The 17,136-nt window shown below is 65.7% G+C and carries 12 protein-coding genes; 4 read left to right on the top strand and 8 right to left on the bottom strand.

The window, feature by feature from the left end:
• Positions 1-43 precede the first annotated feature (43 nt).
• The 3 genes from AD89_RS0103205 to AD89_RS20630 are packed head-to-tail and all read right to left on the bottom strand — an operon-like array spanning position 44 to position 5,036.
• Positions 44-1,501, bottom strand: a complete 1,458-nt coding sequence (locus tag AD89_RS0103205) for a DUF5719 family protein (protein ID WP_025777163.1) — start codon at positions 1,499-1,501, stop codon at positions 44-46.
• Positions 1,498-4,599 carry a glycosyl transferase gene (locus tag AD89_RS0103200; protein WP_025777162.1) on the bottom strand — a complete coding sequence of 1,034 codons (3,102 nt, stop codon included), beginning with the start codon at positions 4,597-4,599 and terminating at the stop codon, positions 1,498-1,500. Before AD89_RS0103200 ends, AD89_RS0103205 begins: the two co-directional genes overlap by 4 nt.
• Positions 4,596-5,036, bottom strand: coding sequence for a WhiB family transcriptional regulator (locus tag AD89_RS20630; protein ID WP_369864242.1), 441 nt, complete (start codon positions 5,034-5,036; stop codon positions 4,596-4,598). The genes AD89_RS0103200 and AD89_RS20630 overlap by 4 nt, the downstream gene beginning before the upstream one ends.
• 349 nt (positions 5,037-5,385) lie before the next feature.
• Between AD89_RS20630 and AD89_RS0103190 the strand changes: the two genes are divergently transcribed.
• From AD89_RS0103190 to AD89_RS0103175, 4 genes are read left to right on the top strand one after another with little or no spacing between them, the layout of a single operon-like run.
• A complete protein-coding gene (locus tag AD89_RS0103190; RefSeq protein WP_025777160.1) occupies positions 5,386-6,513 on the top strand; it encodes a coenzyme F420-0:L-glutamate ligase in 1,128 nt (375 codons plus the stop codon).
• A gap of 44 nt (positions 6,514-6,557) precedes the next feature.
• The gene (locus AD89_RS0103185) at positions 6,558-7,250 is read left to right on the top strand and encodes a hypothetical protein (protein WP_025777159.1); all 693 of its coding nucleotides are present in this window, start codon (positions 6,558-6,560) and stop codon (positions 7,248-7,250) included.
• Complete coding sequence (locus AD89_RS0103180; RefSeq protein ID WP_025777158.1) at positions 7,238-8,008, top strand: CoA transferase subunit A; 771 nt, start codon at positions 7,238-7,240, stop codon at positions 8,006-8,008. Before AD89_RS0103185 ends, AD89_RS0103180 begins: the two co-directional genes overlap by 13 nt.
• Positions 8,009-8,020: 12 nt before the next feature.
• Entirely contained in the window at positions 8,021-8,683 is a 663-nt protein-coding gene (locus AD89_RS0103175) for a CoA transferase subunit B (RefSeq protein ID WP_025777157.1), read from the top strand.
• Positions 8,684-8,855: 172 nt separating this feature from the next.
• On the opposite strand, the gene manA is transcribed toward AD89_RS0103175, so the two are convergent.
• The 5 genes from manA to purE form a co-directional block, all read right to left on the bottom strand.
• Positions 8,856-10,175 (bottom strand): mannose-6-phosphate isomerase, class I, encoded by a 1,320-nt coding sequence (gene manA, locus AD89_RS0103170; protein ID WP_025777156.1) that lies wholly within the window; start codon positions 10,173-10,175, stop codon positions 8,856-8,858.
• Positions 10,176-10,466: 291 nt separating this feature from the next.
• Positions 10,467-13,271, bottom strand: a complete 2,805-nt coding sequence (locus tag AD89_RS0103165) for an NlpC/P60 family protein (RefSeq protein ID WP_231488396.1) — start codon at positions 13,269-13,271, stop codon at positions 10,467-10,469.
• Between the two features lie 265 nt (positions 13,272-13,536).
• On the bottom strand, positions 13,537-15,057 hold the full coding sequence (locus AD89_RS0103160) for an LCP family protein (protein WP_025777154.1): 1,521 nt from the start codon (positions 15,055-15,057) through the stop codon (positions 13,537-13,539).
• 335 nt (positions 15,058-15,392) lie between these two features.
• Positions 15,393-16,541: an acyl-CoA dehydrogenase family protein gene (locus AD89_RS0103155; RefSeq protein WP_035319754.1), complete on the bottom strand. Its 1,149-nt coding sequence runs from the start codon at positions 16,539-16,541 to the stop codon at positions 15,393-15,395.
• Positions 16,542-16,579: 38 nt separating this feature from the next.
• The gene (purE, locus tag AD89_RS0103150; RefSeq protein ID WP_025777152.1) at positions 16,580-17,107 is read right to left on the bottom strand and encodes a 5-(carboxyamino)imidazole ribonucleotide mutase; all 528 of its coding nucleotides are present in this window, start codon (positions 17,105-17,107) and stop codon (positions 16,580-16,582) included.
• Between the last annotated feature and the right edge of the window lie 29 nt (positions 17,108-17,136).

Below are 17,136 nucleotides of genomic sequence, written 5' to 3'. Positions count from 1 at the left end.
CGCGGCAGGTCGAGCAGGCCCGCCCACAGCAGGTCGCAGGATCTCAGCCGAGACGGATATCCCGGTAGGCCACCCCCGCCGGGGCCGGGGCCGGAACGGCAGTGGAGATACCGTCCTCTGTGGTCACGACGAGAGTCGCATGCACTCCATCGGCCTGCGACCCCGAAGCTTGGGATCCTTTGAGGACGAGCGCGCGCACCGGCTCCTCGGAGACCTCGCTCGGGTTGAACACGGTCGTTCCCGTCGGGTTGAGATCGATCGACTGCGGGTCGGTAAGCGTTCCGTCGTCGAGCATTCCCTGCACCTGCACATGCCCCTGACCGGGCGAGAGATAAAGGGAGGACTCACCCGTGCGCGGAAGCGCCAAGATCTGGGTCTCGGCGAGAGTGTCGGTTGACGGGATGCTGCCGAAGTCGGCCGCACCCTTCTGACCGTCCTTGCCGATGAAGGCCCCCGCCTGCACACGCTGCGACGATTCGACGACGAGGCTCGTGGCATCGAGATCGCCGAGCTCGGCCTCGGCGACACCGCGGCCGACGACGGTCATGGACGAACGGCGAATGGCGATCTCGCCGTCGGGTCCGTACGCCCTCAGGGACACCTCGGCGAGATCGCTGCTCGGGTTCGCCACCCGCACCCGCACATCCTTGCCGCTGAGTCCGGTGAGCACCTGCTGGCGATCGGCTCCGGCACCACCGGCGGCGAGGTCGATGCCCTGCGGTTCGAGGCCGTCGAGGACGGTCTCCTGGATCGAGCCGGCCAGCACTCCACCGTCGACGGTGACGTCGACGGCCAGGGCTTCGGCTCCTCCGGCCAGACCGCCCAGCGGGACGGCACGCTGCTGACCGGCCTTGATGCTCAGTTCGGTCGGTTCTGCAGTCTCACCGCCGGGAGTCATGAGGGCGACCTTCGCCTGGACGGGAACGTCTCCCGGATTGCTCAGCAGCAGCTGCGAGTTCGAGCCGGTGGCACCGGATCCGGCGACGATCCGGAAGCTGCTCGACGCCTGGGCACAGGTGAGTGTGGCGAGGCCGGTGAGGTCACCGGAACTGCCTTCGACGGTCTCGAGACCGGTCGTCAGTGCAGGGGCGCCGGGACGGGCGAAACCGGTGACGAGCTTTGTCGAGTCGATGCTGTCATCGCCGGAGACGAAACCCTGGCCGGAGGGATTGTCGAAGTCGATCGAACCGCCCAGATCGGCGACCTGCAGGCGAGCCGAGGAGGTCGAGCCGTCTGCAGCGCCGATCGGAGCGGACGCGGAGACGACCCGCGTCGAGACCTTCGAATCATCGACGAACTCGGCATCGGTGCCTTCGGCTTCCCCGGCTGTGAGCAGGGGACCCGGGCAGACGACGCGGGTATCCGCGGTGGGCATGCGCACCTGCTCGGGGCTGCGGTTCAGCGTGCCGGGGGTCAGCGGAGTGAGGAACGAGGTCGTGGCCACGAGCACTCCGGGCACGGCGATGGCCGCGAAGGTGACGATGCTGCGCTGATGCTTCATGCTCTCTCCTCGGCGCGGCCGGGCGTGCTCGTCGTGTTCCCTGCCCGACCGAAGGGAATGGCCACGATGAGGCTGAGCAGTCCGAGGACCCATCCGACGATGACTCCGACCGGGTAGAGCGGCGAGTTCAATGTGATGTCCACCGTCCCTCCGGACGCGGGGAGGTCGAATTCGCGGGCCCACTCCTCTGCGTCGGGTTTCGGCTGCGGCAGCGGCTCGCCGTCGATGCGCGCGGTGATTCCGTCTGAGGCGTCGGCGATCGTCAGTGTGCGCCCCTCCTGGCCGGCCGGCACCGTCGCGGTGGTGCCCGTCATCGCCGCGGTGGAGACCTGCCCTTCGGAGTCGCGGATGAGGAACCGTCCGCTGTAGGGCTTGTCGACGCGCCACAGCTGTCCCGACGAGGTGGGGCCGACCGGCAGGAGACCCTCCGAGACGGACACGGAGTTGGTCAGGCTGCCGGCGTTCGGGCCGATGAGGACGAAATCGACCCCGAGCTCGCCGAGGATGCTGCCGACGTCACCGGCGTCGTCGGCCGACAGCGCGGACGCGGCCTGAGCCACGAGCACCTGGTCGGAGGTGATCGGCAGCGGACGACGCTGCCACGGCCACCCGCCGACGGTCTCGGCCGAGGTCACGGTCGAGGTGCCCAGAACCGTGCCGTCGGCAGAGGAGACGAGAGTGGCCAGAACCTCTCCGTCGACATTGTCCAGACGGAGAGTGCGCGCCTGGGTCGCCCCTTCTGCGCGATCGGCGGCCAGAGCGGGGACAGTGCTCTCGGATGTCGCGGTGACCGGGTCCGACGAGGACGCGGCCTGTCCGGCACCGATGGCGATGAGCCCGATGGCCGCCGCTGTCACGAGCCCGACGAGGACGCGCATGGGCGCACGACCAGCGGTCGCGGAGCTCGCCTCGGCACCGCTCTTCGGGGTCGTCGCACCGGCGGTCCGGCCGCGCCGGGGACGTCGTCCGGCCGCGCGGTCGGCACCGAGGCACAGCAGCAGGATCGAGCCGAGGCTGACCAGGGTCAGTCCTGCTGCGGGGTAGGACTCGATGAGATGGAACGGCCCCGTCTGCGCGGGCAGATGCACTTGGACCGTGGCAAGGACGAGACCGCCGAGGTAGAGCCCGACCGCCCAGGTCAGGCGGGAGAGTTCGAGCCGGGTTTCGATGAGGGCGAAGAAGGCCAGGATGAGCATCGGCAGCATGAGGACCGGTGCCCAGAGCTCGAGAACGTCGGCAGAGACCTCGCCGAGACCGAGGTCGGCGATGAGGTTCGCCAGCCAGGTCATGTCGATGGGAGCGGGGAAGCCGACGGCCAGAAGATACGTCGGCGCAGAGTCCGTGGCCGTGGTCTGCCCGGGCATGGTCAGCAGCGTTCCGGGTTCGCGGACCACGGCCCACAGCCATGGCCAGCCCAGGAACACGGTCGGAGCGAGCAGCCACAGATGACGCAGGCCGCGACCGGCGACCAGCAGCACCGCTGTGCCGAGGATCGTGACCAGCAGGAGGAGCGGAACTCCGGCGGTGATGACGTACAGCAGCAGCCCGGTGCCGGCCGCTGCGGCGACCGATCCGGTGGCCAGGCTGCGGCGCAGAGTCAGCACCGTCAGCGGTGCGCAGATCCACACGAGGATCACACCGAGGCGGCCGTCCGACAGCGCGGTCGTCAGCAGCGGGGACGCGATCCACAGCAGAGCGGCGAGGCCGCGCACCCAACGCTTCGCCAGCACGCTGCCGGTACCCGCGTAGGCGGTGACGGCGGCCAGGATCGGCGCGGTCAGAAGCAGGGAGCGGACCATGACGTCGACATGGCCGAAGAAGAGAAGGGAGAGAGCGCCGATGACGAGATGATAGGGGTCGGCAGGCACTGCTGCACCGGTCGAGACATCGAGGTGGCGGCCGAGCAGGCGGTCGACGATCTCACCGAGGCCGATATCGGTCGAGCCCAGGGCGCCGCCGTCGAGGTGACCGGGGCCGAAGAGTCGAAAGCTGATGACACCGCTCATCACCACGGCGGCAAGGATCACATAGGTCAGGGGTGCGCGGAGCAGACTCGAACCGCTGGAGATCTCCAGACGGGAGAAGGAGTCGATTGCCTCCTCGGTGTCGCCGACCGGGTTGAGTTCGGCATCGGCGTCGGGCTCGCCGGCGGGCACCTCTGCCGGGCGCGGTTCGTCGCTGTCCCTGCTCATCGTCCGGCGCTGGACGGCGAGTTCTTCGTCGTCGGCGTAGAGAGCGGCGACGTGGGCGGTGTTCGATCGTCTGGCGACTCGGTTGCGACGGGCGTTGGCTCGGCGCAGCGGAGCAGTGGTCGACACGTCGGCGGGTAGGCCGAAGAGCGCGGAGAGATGCCATCCGGCAGGCTTGAAGTTGTTCGCCAGCAGCCCGCCGACGATTCGACCGAGGTGTCCGAGAGCGAGCAGGCAGAACAGTGGGAACAGCCCCTGTCCGGCGAGGCTGAGGCGGTAGCGCTGCTCGGCCCTGATCTGGGCCTTCGACCTCGGCGGGTGGGGTGAGGAGCCGAGCCGGGCGGCGGAGGCCGATGCGATCTCCATCCGCGCGCGCGGCGCCAGCAGAACTCGAGCGCCGAGGTCACGGAGACGACGGGAGTATTCGAGACCGGAATAGGCGGGGCCGAGCACGCGGGACGGTGCTCCGATGCGTTCGAGTTCCGTGGTGGACATGAGCAGGCCGGGCAGGTCGAGACCCAACGTTTCGACCTGGCTGTCGCGCTGCCCCTGGTCGATCTCCCCGGCGCCCACGGGGTTGAAGCGCTCCCCCGCCGAGGCGGTGCTCACTCCTGCGGAGACGATGCGACCGGAGCACATGAGCTTCGGTCCGACGGCGGCGATGGATTCGGTCTCCCCGATGGCGTCGAGCAGCTCATCGAGGCAGTCGGGTTCGGGACGGGAGTCAGGGGTGAGGAACCACAGGAAATCCGAGTCCGCGACGTCCGGCATCTCGCCGGCTTCGCGGACCGTCCGACCCCCGAGATCCACCACGGGGATCTCGGGGAAGTGCGGACGAAGAGCTGTTTCGAGCTCGACCTTGCTGGCATCGTCGCCGGAGACGACGACGATGGTGACGGATTGACTCACACGACCTTTTTCTTGAGCCGGCGGCGTTCGCGTTCGGACATTCCGCCCCAGATGCCGAAGCGCTCATCGTTGGCGAGAGCATATTCGAGGCATTCGGAACGGACGTCGCAGGAGGCGCAGACCCGCTTGGCTTCACGAGTCGATCCACCCTTCTCCGGGAAGAACGCCTCGGGGTCGGTCTGAGCGCAGAGGGCCTGGTCCTGCCAGGACAGTTCGCCGTCGTCCGCGGCTCCCAGGAGCAGCGACAGCGGAGACACCGCGGAGTTGTCCGGCTGCAGCGGTGTCAGATCACTCGGATCGACGGCCAGCGGATCCGGCAGCGTCTCGGGTGTGCGTGCTCCCGGTTCGATGAACCAGTCTTCGGCACGGCGGGAGGTGACTCCCGGTGCGGCGGTGAAGTCTTCTCTCTCCCGCCATTCTCTCTGTGCACTTTGCACGGTTTTCCCCTTTCTCACGCTCGAGCAGGTCCAGTACCGTGACTGAGGCGATCAGTCCGATGTACGGTCGAATCCTGAAGGATCCCTGCTCGGCGCGTTCCCCTTAGGTATAAATTACACGCGTGTCATTACCGCCCCGTCAAGCCCTTATGGAGTACTGAGACACCCCATGAGACGCAATTCGAACACGCATTCACATGCACACGCACCCAGAACCCCATATATAGGTCACGGTCCGGTCATAGGGCACAACCTGTGGGATCCGCCTGAACAAACCTGGAGAATTTAGAAAGTGGGGACCCGCAATGGGATTATGGAGGAATGAGAGTGGAATCACCGGCGGCCCGGCATGAATGATCGTCTGCTCACCGTCTACGCGCCTCCCGTCGAGGAAGAGATCGGGCAGGGTTCCGACCTCTCTGCGATCCTCATCAACGCACTGCGGCGCAACCGCATCGACCTCAAGGACGGCGATATCCTCGTCGTCGCGTCGAAGGTCGTCTCCAAAGCCGAGGGCCGCCTGCGCACGGTCTCAGATCGCGCCGAGTTCGAAGAACTCGTCGCGGAGATCGGCACTCACCTCGTCGCCGAACGCTCCTATCGCTCCGGCACCACCGTTCAGGTCGTGCGCACTCCGGCGGGCACCGTGCAGGCCGCAGCGGGTCTCGACCAGTCGAACTCCGGCGGCGCCGTCATCCTCCACCCCCTCGACAGCGACCGGTCCGCCGATGGTCTGCGCCGACGGGTCGAGCAGGCCTTCGAGGTGCGCATCGGTCTGGTCATCTCGGATACGAGTTCGCGGCCGTGGCGGGTCGGGGTCGGCGATATCGCCATCGGACTGTCCGGGTTCTCCGGCCTGGACGACCAGCGCGGGCGCCCCGACGACGACGGACGCGTCCAGACCGTGACCGTGCGCGCTGTCGCCGACGAGATCGCGGCGGCAGCGGACCTGGTCAAAGGCTCCTCCCGCGGACTGCCGATGGCGTTGGTCCGCGGGGCCGGCGGATACCTCGACAACGGCAGCGACGGCGCCCGGGCACTGTCCCGCGATCTCGGCGAGGACTGGTTCCGCCACGGTCACGTCGAAGCCATCCAGCGCGGGCTGGGCGTCACCGACCTGCCCGGCAGCGCCCCTGCCGGCGACAACAGCGACGACATCCTCGAACGCGTCTCTCGAGCGATCCGCGTCGTCCGCGCCGGGCAGTCGCGGACTCCCGGCCATGCGGCATGGCGGATGCGCATCGAAGGCTCCGGATCGCGGATCACGCTCAGTCCCTCTGATTCACCGGCGACCGCTCAGTCGGGCGGTCCTCCGCTGCTCGAGGCGATGGTCGGGCTCGGGTCCTTGGTCGAACGGCTCCACACCGCGCTCTTCGCCGAGGATCTCAGTGCTTCCACCCGCTATCACTGGGTCGACGGTGAGCTGGGGGCCTTCCCCCGCGGGGTGACGATCGACATCGGTCTCATCGTGCCCTGATCTGCCCGGCCGACACCACACAACCGACACCGAAGAAAGCGGCTATGGATCTCTCAGTCATTGCGCACACCGGCGGACCTGTCCTCATCTGGCGCGGCCCCGATTTCGATCGCCTAGACCTCACCGGCCCGGTCGTCTCGAACTGGGTGAATAAGGGAGTCGGCCTCTTCGGCGACTACGACCTCGGCCCGGACTTCACACTCTTCGCTCCGCTGCCGGAGGGGCTGCACTGGCGTGAACTCGTCGCGATCCTCAGCGTCCTGCTGGCCGGAGGCCGCGTCACCATCGCCGCAGAACCGCCGGCGGATGACTTCAAGGCTCTCGTTCCCGTCGGTCATGAGGATGATGACGCGGTGGCCGATGCCGACGAGGTCTTCGTCTTCAATCCCCCGGCCCTGGCGCTGAGCACTCCGGTCGATACCGATTTCATCGACGTCAATTCCGCGATCCGCGCCTACCCCGATGTCACTGCACGCCGCCTCGACGCTTCGGGAATCCTCGAAGTGGACGGACAGGCCATCGGCTGGACGAGCTCGGAGACGACCGCCGAGGCCCGCCCGCAGGGACTGCTCGTCGCGAACTCGACCCCGCTGCCGGGCGAGTGGCCGCGCTTCCTGCAGCACCTCCTCGGTGGTGGTGAAGTCCTGCTCACCAGCAGAGTCGACGATGCTCGCATCACGGACCTGGCCGCCGGGCTGGGAGTGGTCCATGGCACACTGGGCACATGGACAAAGTAGTTGATACCCCCGCAGCAGCGGTGGCCGACATTGCAGATGAATCATCGATCGCCGTGGGCGGCTTCGGTGTCGTGGGCGTGCCCGAATTCCTCATCCGGGCGCTCCAGGATCAGGGAGCGAAGGACCTCGAGGTGATCTCGAACAACGCCGGCGTCGACGGCCGCGGTCTGGGCATTCTGCTCGCCGACGGGCGGCTTCGCCGCATCATCGCCTCCTACGTCGGCGAGAACAAGGAATTCGCCCGTCAGTACCTCTCCGGTGAACTCGAGGTCGAACTCACCCCGCAGGGCACCCTGGCGGAGAAGCTGCGTGCAGGAGGCGCCGGAATCCCGGGCTTCTACACCATCACCGGCGCAGGCACCCAGGTCGCCGAGGGAGGCATGCCCTGGAAGTACGACTCGGACGGCAACGTCGTCACGGAGTCCCCGGCCAAGGAGACCAAGGTCTTCGACACCTTCGGCGAAGAGAAGGAATACGTCCTCGAGAAGTCCCTGGCCCCCGACTACGCACTTGTGCGTGCGGCAATCGGCGACCGGCACGGCAATCTCGTGTTCCACTCCTCGGCCAGGAACTTCAATCCCCCGGCCGCACAGTCGGCTCGCATCACCATCGCCGAGGTCGAAAAGCTCGTCGAACCCGGCGAGATCGATCCCGACATGGTCCACGTGCCGGGCGTCTTCGTCCACCGCGTGGTGCCGCTGACACCTGAGCAGGTGGCGGACAAGCCCATCGAGAAGCGCACCGTACGAGAAGCCTGAGGAGACACAGAAATGTCATTGACACGCAATCAGATGGCGGCCCGTGCCGCCCAGGAACTCGAGGACGGCAGCTACGTCAACCTCGGCATCGGCATGCCGACCCTGGTTCCGAACTTCCTGCCCGAGGGCGTCCATCTCGTCCTCCAGTCGGAGAACGGGCTGCTCGGTGTCGGCCCCTACCCGACCGAGGACGAGATCGACCCCGACCTCATCAACGCGGGCAAGGAGATCGTGACGATGAACCCGGGCGCCGCGTACTTCGACTCGGCGGCGAGCTTCGGCATGATCCGCGGCGGCAAGATCAACGCCGCGATCCTCGGCGCCATGCAGGTGGCCACGAACGGCGACATCGCGAACTGGATGATCCCGGGCAAGATGGTCAAGGGCATGGGCGGCGCGATGGACCTCGTGCACGGCGCCCAGCGCGTCATCGTCATCATGGACCACGTCGCCAAGGACGGCTCGCACAAGCTGCTGAAGTCCTGCGACCTGCCGCTGACCGGAAAGGGCGTCGTCGAACGCATCATCACCGATATCGCAGTCCTCGATGTCAGCGGTGACGCCTTCACCCTCGTCGAACTCGCCCCGGGTGTGACCGTCGACGAGGTCAAGGAGAAGACCGGCGCCGAGGTGATCGTCCCCGCCGACGTCCCCACCGTCGAGGTCGCCGCCTGAGTTCCAGGTGACCGGCAGGCGGCTCTGCCGTACGCGAGCAGTGTCCGAACGAGGACACCTGCCGATCGAACAGTGGTCACGTTCGGATGCTGTGAACGCTCAGAAGCATCCGTTTGTGACCACTGTTCTGTGTTCTGCCGCCCGAGAGGAGTCCGGTCCGTTCGCCGCAGACTCAGCGGCCGGCTGCTCCGGAGTTCAAGCCGGTGGTCGCCACGAACAGGTCGCCGTGGCCGTCTGCCGTCACTGTCGGTTCGTTCGCCGCGATGAAGGCGCTCTGCCCACGCTCGAGGGTGAGCGTCGAACCGAGCGAGCTGAGAGTGACAGTTCCCGCGGTGCACAGCGCGATCGCCGCACCGCGCCGCTGCACGGTCGTCATGCGCGGACACCGCAGCGCCTGCAGAGCGAAATCATCGGTGGGTCCGAGCAGCATTCCCGAGTGGTCGGGCTCGACCATGCGCGGGGTGCCGGCGCGGAAGTCCGTGATCGTCGCCAGCTGTTCGATGTCGATGTGCTTCGAGGTCAGCCCGCCGCGCACGACGTTGTCGCTCGAGGCCATGACCTCGATGCCTGTGCCGAAGAGGTAGGCATGCAGCACCCCGGCGTCCATGGTCAGCGCCTCACCCGGCTGCAGGTGGACCCGGTTGAGCATGAGTCCGACCAGAGTGCCCGGATCGTGGGGGTAGTCGGTGACGAGCTCACAGAACGTCTGCGCCGGGTCGACTTCGCTGCCGGATCGGCTGATGTGCCCGACCGGCTGTTCGTCGATTCCGTGGGCGGCCACCTCGTCGACGAGCCCGGGCGTCCGTGGGTCGCTGAGGATGATTTCGACGGCACGGGACAGAGCCTTGGACTCGCTGAAGGACTTCAGAGCGCCGATGATCGCGCCCAGGACGTCCAAGGACGGCGGAGTCAGCGGTTGAGAGAGCATCCGTTCGAACGTCGCCCGCACAGCCTTGCGCGGGCGGAATCCCGTGAGCGCGTGGAAGTCCGTGAGCGCGTAGATGAGCTCAGGTTTCGCCGAGGCGTCCTTGAAGTTCCGGTCGGGAGCGTCCAGAGCAGGACCGTTCGCTTCCTCGGCTGCGAATCCTGCCCGCGCCTGCTCGCGATTCGGGTGCACCTGGATCGACAGGGCCTTGCTGGCCGAGAGCACTTTGAGCAGGAACGGCAGTCGCGAGCCGAAGGATTCGAGGGAATCGTGGCCGAGCAGGCCCTCCGGGTCCCCCGCCAGATACTCGATGAGGTTGGGCCCGAGCCGAGGTTCGGCCTCGGTCGCGATACCGCCCGCCGTCCCCTGAGCGCCGAGGCGGTTCTGATGTTCCAGCGGAGCCTGGGTGCAGGTGCGACTGACGTCGAGCCGAGAGGGGCTGACCGGGTGAGCCCCGAGCCAGAGTTCAGCGCAGGGGGTGCCGTCCGGGACAGTGCCGAGGATCGCAGGAATCGCGTCGGTGCTGCCCCATTCGAAGTTCTTCACCGTGTTGTGCAGACGATGCACGCCGGGCCCCCTTCTGACAGTTGAGAGTCGTGACCACATCCGGTGTGTATCCGGGTATGCTTCGCCCAGCCTAGCCCCACCACCACGCGTGAGGGCGGCACTTCACTGACTGTTCAACCGAAGTCACGAGCAATTCATCGCTTGTCACCTGCGCTGATGCTTTCACACCGGTCACCATCGCCCGCAGGATCGTGGGGAGAACCAGACAGTGCCCCGAAGGCGATCCGCAGTGGGATCGTCCTCGGGGCACTGGGTCGCTGACGCTGTCCGCCCTGTCCTCGAAGCCGGGTGTCAGCCGACGACGCGGATGACCTTGGCTCCGCGGTCCAGCATCCAGCTGTAGCTGCGCTTCGTGGTGTTCGTCCGCGACGACCCGGCGTCGTACATCTGGCCCTTGGTCTCGGAGATGATTCCGATGTGACCGGGGATCCAGATCAGATCGCCGGCCTTGGCGTCCTTGAGTGAGATCTCCTTGCCCGCGTAACGCTGCTGGCTGGTTGTGCGCGGCAGTTTGATGCCGTTCTTGCCATAGACGTACTGGGTGTAGCCCGAGCAGTCCCAACCGGTCTTCGGCGAGGTGCCGCCCCAGACGTACCTGACGCCGAGGTTGGCCTTCGCGTCCTTGATGATGGAGGCACGCTGGGCCGCGATCTTCTCGGCCTTGGACGGCGTGTCGTCCTTCTTGGAGTCGTCCTCGGACTTCTCGTCCTCCTTGGAGTCATCCTCCTTGGAATCGTCCTCGGACTTCTCGTCCTCCTTGGAGTCATCCTCCTTGGAGGAGTCGTCCTCCTTGGAATCGTCCTTCGCGGAGTCATCCTCGGACTTGTCGTCTGTCGAGTCCTTGTCGTCTGCAGAACCTTCCCCGGAGTCTGCAGGCGACTTGTCATCGGTGGAATCGTCTCCTGGCGGTGTCGTGCCGTCCGGAGAATTGTCGTCGCTGACTCCGCCTGCGATCGACCCCTTGGCAGAGAACTCGGTGGTTCCGTAGCCTTCGGCCCAGACCAGACGTGCGCCCTGGAAGAGCTGCTCACCGCGGCCCTTCTTGTAGACCACGTCATCCTTGGGGTAACCGAGGTGACCCTTGACGGTCCCCTTGTCACCCCAGTACTTCATGATGGTGCCGGAGGTGTAGTGAGCGCCGGTGTCCTTCGACCAGTAGAACGAGCCCTTTTGGAAGCGCTGCGCGGCGCCCCCGCCCTTGAGGCCGCCCTTCTCCGCAGAGGTGGGCAGCCCCAAGTCGGTGACTGCATCGCCCTTGTACGCCGAAGCGATCGCTCCGGACAGGTGGTAGGCGCCGGTCTTCTTGGACCAGTAGACGGTGCCCTTCTCGAACTTCTGCGCCTTGGCGCCCGAGATGCCCTTGACCTCATATTCCTTGCCGAGAGCCTTGCCGAGCTTGTGCTTCTCGGCGTACTTCTCGATCGTGGTCTTCTTCTCTGTCTTCTTGTCGTCGTCCTTCTTGTCGTCGTCCTTCTTGTCGTCGTCCTTGCTGTCGCTGGGCTGCTCGCCGGTCTTCAGGATCGAGTTGACAGTCGAACGCATCTCGCCCAGCTTGGCGTAGAAGGCATCACCCGGGCACTCGGTCTGTCCCAGATCGCGGTGTCCGACCAGGTTCGACTTCGTCGCCTTCGAGATTCCGTTGATCGAGAACTTCCACGCGATCGCCGAGGCGACGGCATCGCGGGTCTTCTTCGGCGGAGCCGCGCTGTTGTAGGTTCCCAGTACGGAGATGCCGAAGGTTCCGGTGTTGTGTCCGGCGACGTGTGCGCCGATGACGGCCTTCGAGATGTCTCCGCCGCGGGCCTGCCAGAGGCGACCGTACTTGTCTGCGACGACGTTGTATCCGATGTCGTTCCAGCCGCGGCCCTGCTGGTGGTAGGCCTGGATACCGCGGATGATTCCGGGGACGTCGGCTGCTGAGTAGCTGTTCGAGCCGGAGGTGTGGTGGACGACGGCCTGCTTGATGCCGCTGGCGTAGTCGGGGCTGCCGCGGTAGGCCTTGGCACCCCACGAGCTGCGTGAGCCGATCTTCGGCTTCGACACCTTCTTCGCCACGGTCTCGACCGTCGACGATCCGGGCACGTAGTTCTGATTGGTCACCGTCGCACCAGCGGCCGCGTCGACGTTCTCCGCGGATGCCGCCTCGGCGTCGGTCGAGTCCTCGGTCGACTCTTCGGGCGCGGTGTCCGTGCCGGTAGAGTCGCCGCTGACCTGATCGTCGAGTTCGACGGGATCGTTCTCGGCCACGGCCTGAGCGTCGCCGGCGTCCCTCTTCGGGTCGACGAGTACGAGTTCGGCATCACTCGGCGCGGAATCACCGAGGATGCGCATCTGCACAGCGGAGGCGTTGGACACCGTCAACGGTTCCGAGCCCTTGTTCTGAGCCTCTTCCTGCTGCTCTTCGTCCAGGGTGTTCCACGTGCCCCATTCCGAGCCCTGCTTGGTGCGGACCTGGATGCGGATATTGGACTTCGCCTGGGAGAACGTGAAGCCGATGAGGCTCGGGTTGTTCGCGGGGACGTCGAGGACATCGGAGATGAGCGCGATGTTCACTCCGTCTTCGGTCTTCTGACGGACCGAACCGGAGATGTCGTCTTCTCCCTCGGACTTCGTCTCGTCGGACGAATCCTTCGCACCCTCGTCCGCCGCATCGTCGGACTTCACGTCCTCGGACTTCGGGGACTCGCTCTCTGCGCCTTCGGCGGGAGCCTGCTCGGACTCGGTCGGAGCCGATCCCTCAGACGGCACAGCCTCGTCAGCTCCGGAGGTCAGCCCGGCGGAGACGTTGTTGACCGTTGCCGCCGACGCAGACGCCGAGGCAGTGACGATATCGGGCACCTTGGCCGATGCCAGGGCAGTCTGCGACTTGAAGATGTTCGGCAGATTGCTCATGGCGCTCTGGTTGGCGGCGGTGGCGGTGGAATCACTGGAATCGCGGGCACCGGGGACGTTGAGTCCCTCTTTGCTGACGTTCAGCGCCTCTTTGGACACATCGGGCGACGTCGTGGCTGCGGTAGCCGACGGTGCCGTGACCGCTAAGGTGCCGACCAGCGCAACAGAAGCGCAGCCCGCAACAGTGGGCAATAGATATTTCATCGTTACAGCCTTTTCGAGGAAGACAGGGAAGTTCAGGCCTCGAGGTCTCCTTCACCGTTGGCAGAACGGTGGGCAACCCCAACATCTCAAAATTGTTACACATTTTCGGCGTGTCAGACTAGCCACAGAGCAGAATATTCTAATTACACGAGTGTGGTTCCCAGTATTGGCAAGGGACACACCGAGCAAAAGATTTTCCCGGAACGGTCATGGGATCGATCGATTCGGTCATCGGACTCGTCGCGACCAGGCCCACAGCAGCGCCTCATGGCACGTAGCAGATCGCCTTTGCGTCGGCTTCTTCGCCGTTGTCAGAAGAGGAGTCGCCGGCACCCTGTGCCAGCAGCTGCGGCCCTGAACCGGGGTTCGGATCGAGTTCCGCATCGACTCCCGCAGCAGCTGACAGATCGCTTTCGGGAACCGAGAACGCGCCGTTGTCCTCGGCCGAGGATTTCGACGACTCCTCGATCTTATCGGCTACCAGCTGATGTGCCACATCGAAGTCGGGCCGCGACGGAGTGATACGCGGCGGGGTGAGATCAATTGATTCGATCTTCTGCGACTTCACCTTGAGTGCGAGGTCGACGAACGAATCCACCTGAGACGACGGGATGTCCGTCGACACGGCCCCCGGAGTGGCTTTCGCGATCGACTGATAGCGAGTGAGCACGGTGGCCGGGTCGAGCTGTTTGACCATCGCCGTCTGCACGCAGCGCTGACGGATCATCCGCTCATAGTCGCTGGAGAATTCCCGGGAGCGCGCGAACCACAGCGCGTGGAAGCCGTCGAGCTTCTGCTTGCCCGGTTCGATCCACCCCTTGACCGGCCCATGCTGGCCCGTGGTCGGATCGACCTTCGACGAGATCGGCACCCGCTTGCCGGAGACGAGGGTGATTCCACCGAGGGAGTCGATGAGGTTCTCGAACCCCTTGAGATTGATCATCGCGTAGTACTGGACCTCGAGACCGGTGACACCCGAGACGGCGTCCATCGTCGCCTGCTCGCCGGCTGTCTTCGGATCCTCGAACTCGTCCTTGTGCTGCTCGCCCTGCTGGAAGACGGCGTTGAGCAGACATTCGTCTCCGCAGTTGTACCCCTGCGGGTAGTGCTTGTGCAGCGGAGAGTCGTCGGGGAACGGCACATTCTCCATATTGCGGGGCAGACCGATGATGACGGACTTGCCGGTCTTCGCATCGATCGAGACCAGCGACAGGGAATCCGGGCGGATACCCGTCCGCCCCTTTCCGGCATCCGATCCCAGCAGCAGGATGTTGTACCGGCCGTCGACGGGCTTGAGCGCCTTGCCCGAGGCGAACAGGTCGCTCATCAGACCGCGCTGCGAGTTGAGAATCGTCGTCCCCCAGGCCAGGGGGCCCACAACGATGAGCAGGAGGGCGCAGAAGGCCGCCACGAAGCGTTTGCGTGCCTTCCGGGAGATCGTGACGATCCGGATGCGGCGCAGGGTGTCCAAGAGACACACCGCCCAGTTGATCGCGATGACGGGCACCCAGATGGTCAGGAAGGTGAGGATGAAGAGGTTCGTGCCGATCGTGAAGAGGAACGTCCGATTGATGAGGACGATCACACCGGCGATGAGAGCCAGGATCCAGCTGATGGCAGTGATCGACAAAGCGATCTTCGCCCAACGGCGGTTGCCGAAGAGAAGCTGCACTCCCCCGGGCACGAGGGCCGTGACGAGCAGCAGAAGCCACGCCCGCACATCACGCGTCGGCTGCGAAGCATACGACGGGTGGCGGATCGGGTCCACATATCTCGTTTCGGCCACTGACTTCCCTTCGCTTCGGGCTCTGCTCACGGACTGATTCCGGCGTCGACATCCGCGCGAAGCCACGCACAGGTCGCCTCGCCCCGTCGAATGCCCACAGCAGACAACTGTGCCAAAGTCACTTCAGAGTCCACTGTGTTCACCTATTGTGTCGCGTGAGAACCGGCGTTTCCGGCACATCCGCGCCGCGCATGTCGCATTCTTCGCGTGTGCGATTCTTCACAGGCAGAAGAGCGGGCGCGACAGACTCCCACCCGGGGAATCTGCCACGCCCGTTCGTCACCGACCGGCCGACACCGTACACGGCCTGCGGCGAAGAGTTCGGAAAATCCGACTCAGGCGAGGAGCTTGCGCCCCATCACCATGCGCTGGATCTGGTTGGTGCCTTCGTAGATCTGCGTGATCTTCGCATCCCGCATCATCCGCTCCACCGGGTGGTCGACGACGTAGCCGGCTCCGCCGAGCAGCTGCACGGCATCCGTGGTGATCTCCATCGCGGCATCGGAGGCGAAGGCCTTCGCGGCGGCACCGAAGTAGGTGAGGTCGTCATCGCCGCGTTCGCTCTTGGCGGCGGCGGTGTAGGTGAGCTGACGAGCAGCCTCGAGCTTCATGCCCATATCGGCGAGCATGAACTGGATCGCCTGATTGTCGGCGATCGACTTTCCGAACTGCTGCCGGTCCTTGACGTAGGCAAGGGCGTAGTCGAGCGCGCCCTGAGCGACGCCGACGGCCTGCGCGGCGATCGTGACACGGGTGTGGTCAAGGGTGCGCAGGGCGATCTTCAGCCCCTCCCCGGGCTCGCCGACGATGCGATCACCGGGCAGGCGGACATTGTCGAAGAGGAGCTCCCGGGTGGGCGAGCCCTTGATGCCGAGCTTGCGCTCCTTCTCGCCGAAGGTGAAGCCCTCATCGGACTTCTCGACGACGAAGGCGGAGATGTTGCGCCCGCGTGCTCCGTCGGGGTCGGTCACGGCCATCACCGTGTAGTAGTCGGAGACTCCGGCATTCGTGATCCAGGTCTTGACGCCGTTGAGGATCCAGTCGTCGCCGTCGCGTTCGGCACGGGTCTTCATCGATGCGGTGTCGGATCCGGCTTCACGCTCGGACAGCCCGTAGGAGAATCCGGCTTCCCCGGCGGCCACGGACGGGAAGTACTTCTTCTTGATCTCTTCGCTCCCGCCGAGCTGGACTGGCATGCTGCCGAGCTTGTTCACAGCCGGAATGAGCGATGACGAGACGCAGCCGCGTGCGACCTCTTCGATGATGATCGCCACTGCCAGCGCATCGGCGCCCATGCCCCCGTATTCTTCGGGGATGTGCGCCGCGAAGAAGTCCGTCTCGACGAGGGCCTCGTGCGCTTCCTGCGGGTAGCGGGAGTCCGCATCGACTTCGGCTGCGAACGGCGCGATCTTCTTCTCGACGACGTTGCGGACCGCGGCGCGGATCTCTTCGTGCTCGTCGCTGGGCTGGTACAGGTCGAACATCATTCTCCTCAGACTTATCAAACGTTCAGCAAGCTCTATTATTCCTGCAGCGCCCGCCCTTTGTCGAGAGCGACCTGCCGCAGCTGGCTCCGATAGTCGTCGAGCCGGGTGCGCAGAGCCTCGGCTTCGACACCGTGACCTGCCCCGAGGATGCGCGCCGCCAGCAGGCCGGCGTTCTTCGCGCCGCCGATCGATACGGTGGCCACGGGAACCCCGCCGGGCATCTGCACGATGGACAGCAGCGAGTCCATTCCATCGAGGTGCTTCAGGGGCACGGGAACACCGATGACCGGAAGCGAGGTCATCGACGCGATCATCCCGGGCAGGTGCGCCGCTCCCCCGGCACCGGCAATGATCACACGGATGCCGCGGTCGGCCGCGGATTTCGCCCAGGCGACCATGTCCTCGGGCATCCGGTGAGCGGAGACCACCTCGGCACTCGAGTCGATGCCGAGCTCGTCGAGGGCATCGGCGGCGGCCTTCATCGTCGGCCAGTCCGAGTCCGAGCCCATGACGATGCCGACGGCAGCCGCCTTGTCAGTGGAGCCTTCGTTCTCTGTGGTCATCTGTGCTTCCTTCGTTGCAGGCGGTTGGA

The sequence above is a fragment of the Brevibacterium sp. VCM10 genome, assembly GCF_000583215.1.
Lineage (GTDB): Bacteria > Actinomycetota > Actinomycetes > Actinomycetales > Brevibacteriaceae > Brevibacterium > Brevibacterium linens.
This window is presented reverse-complemented; position numbering and strand designations above follow the sequence as displayed.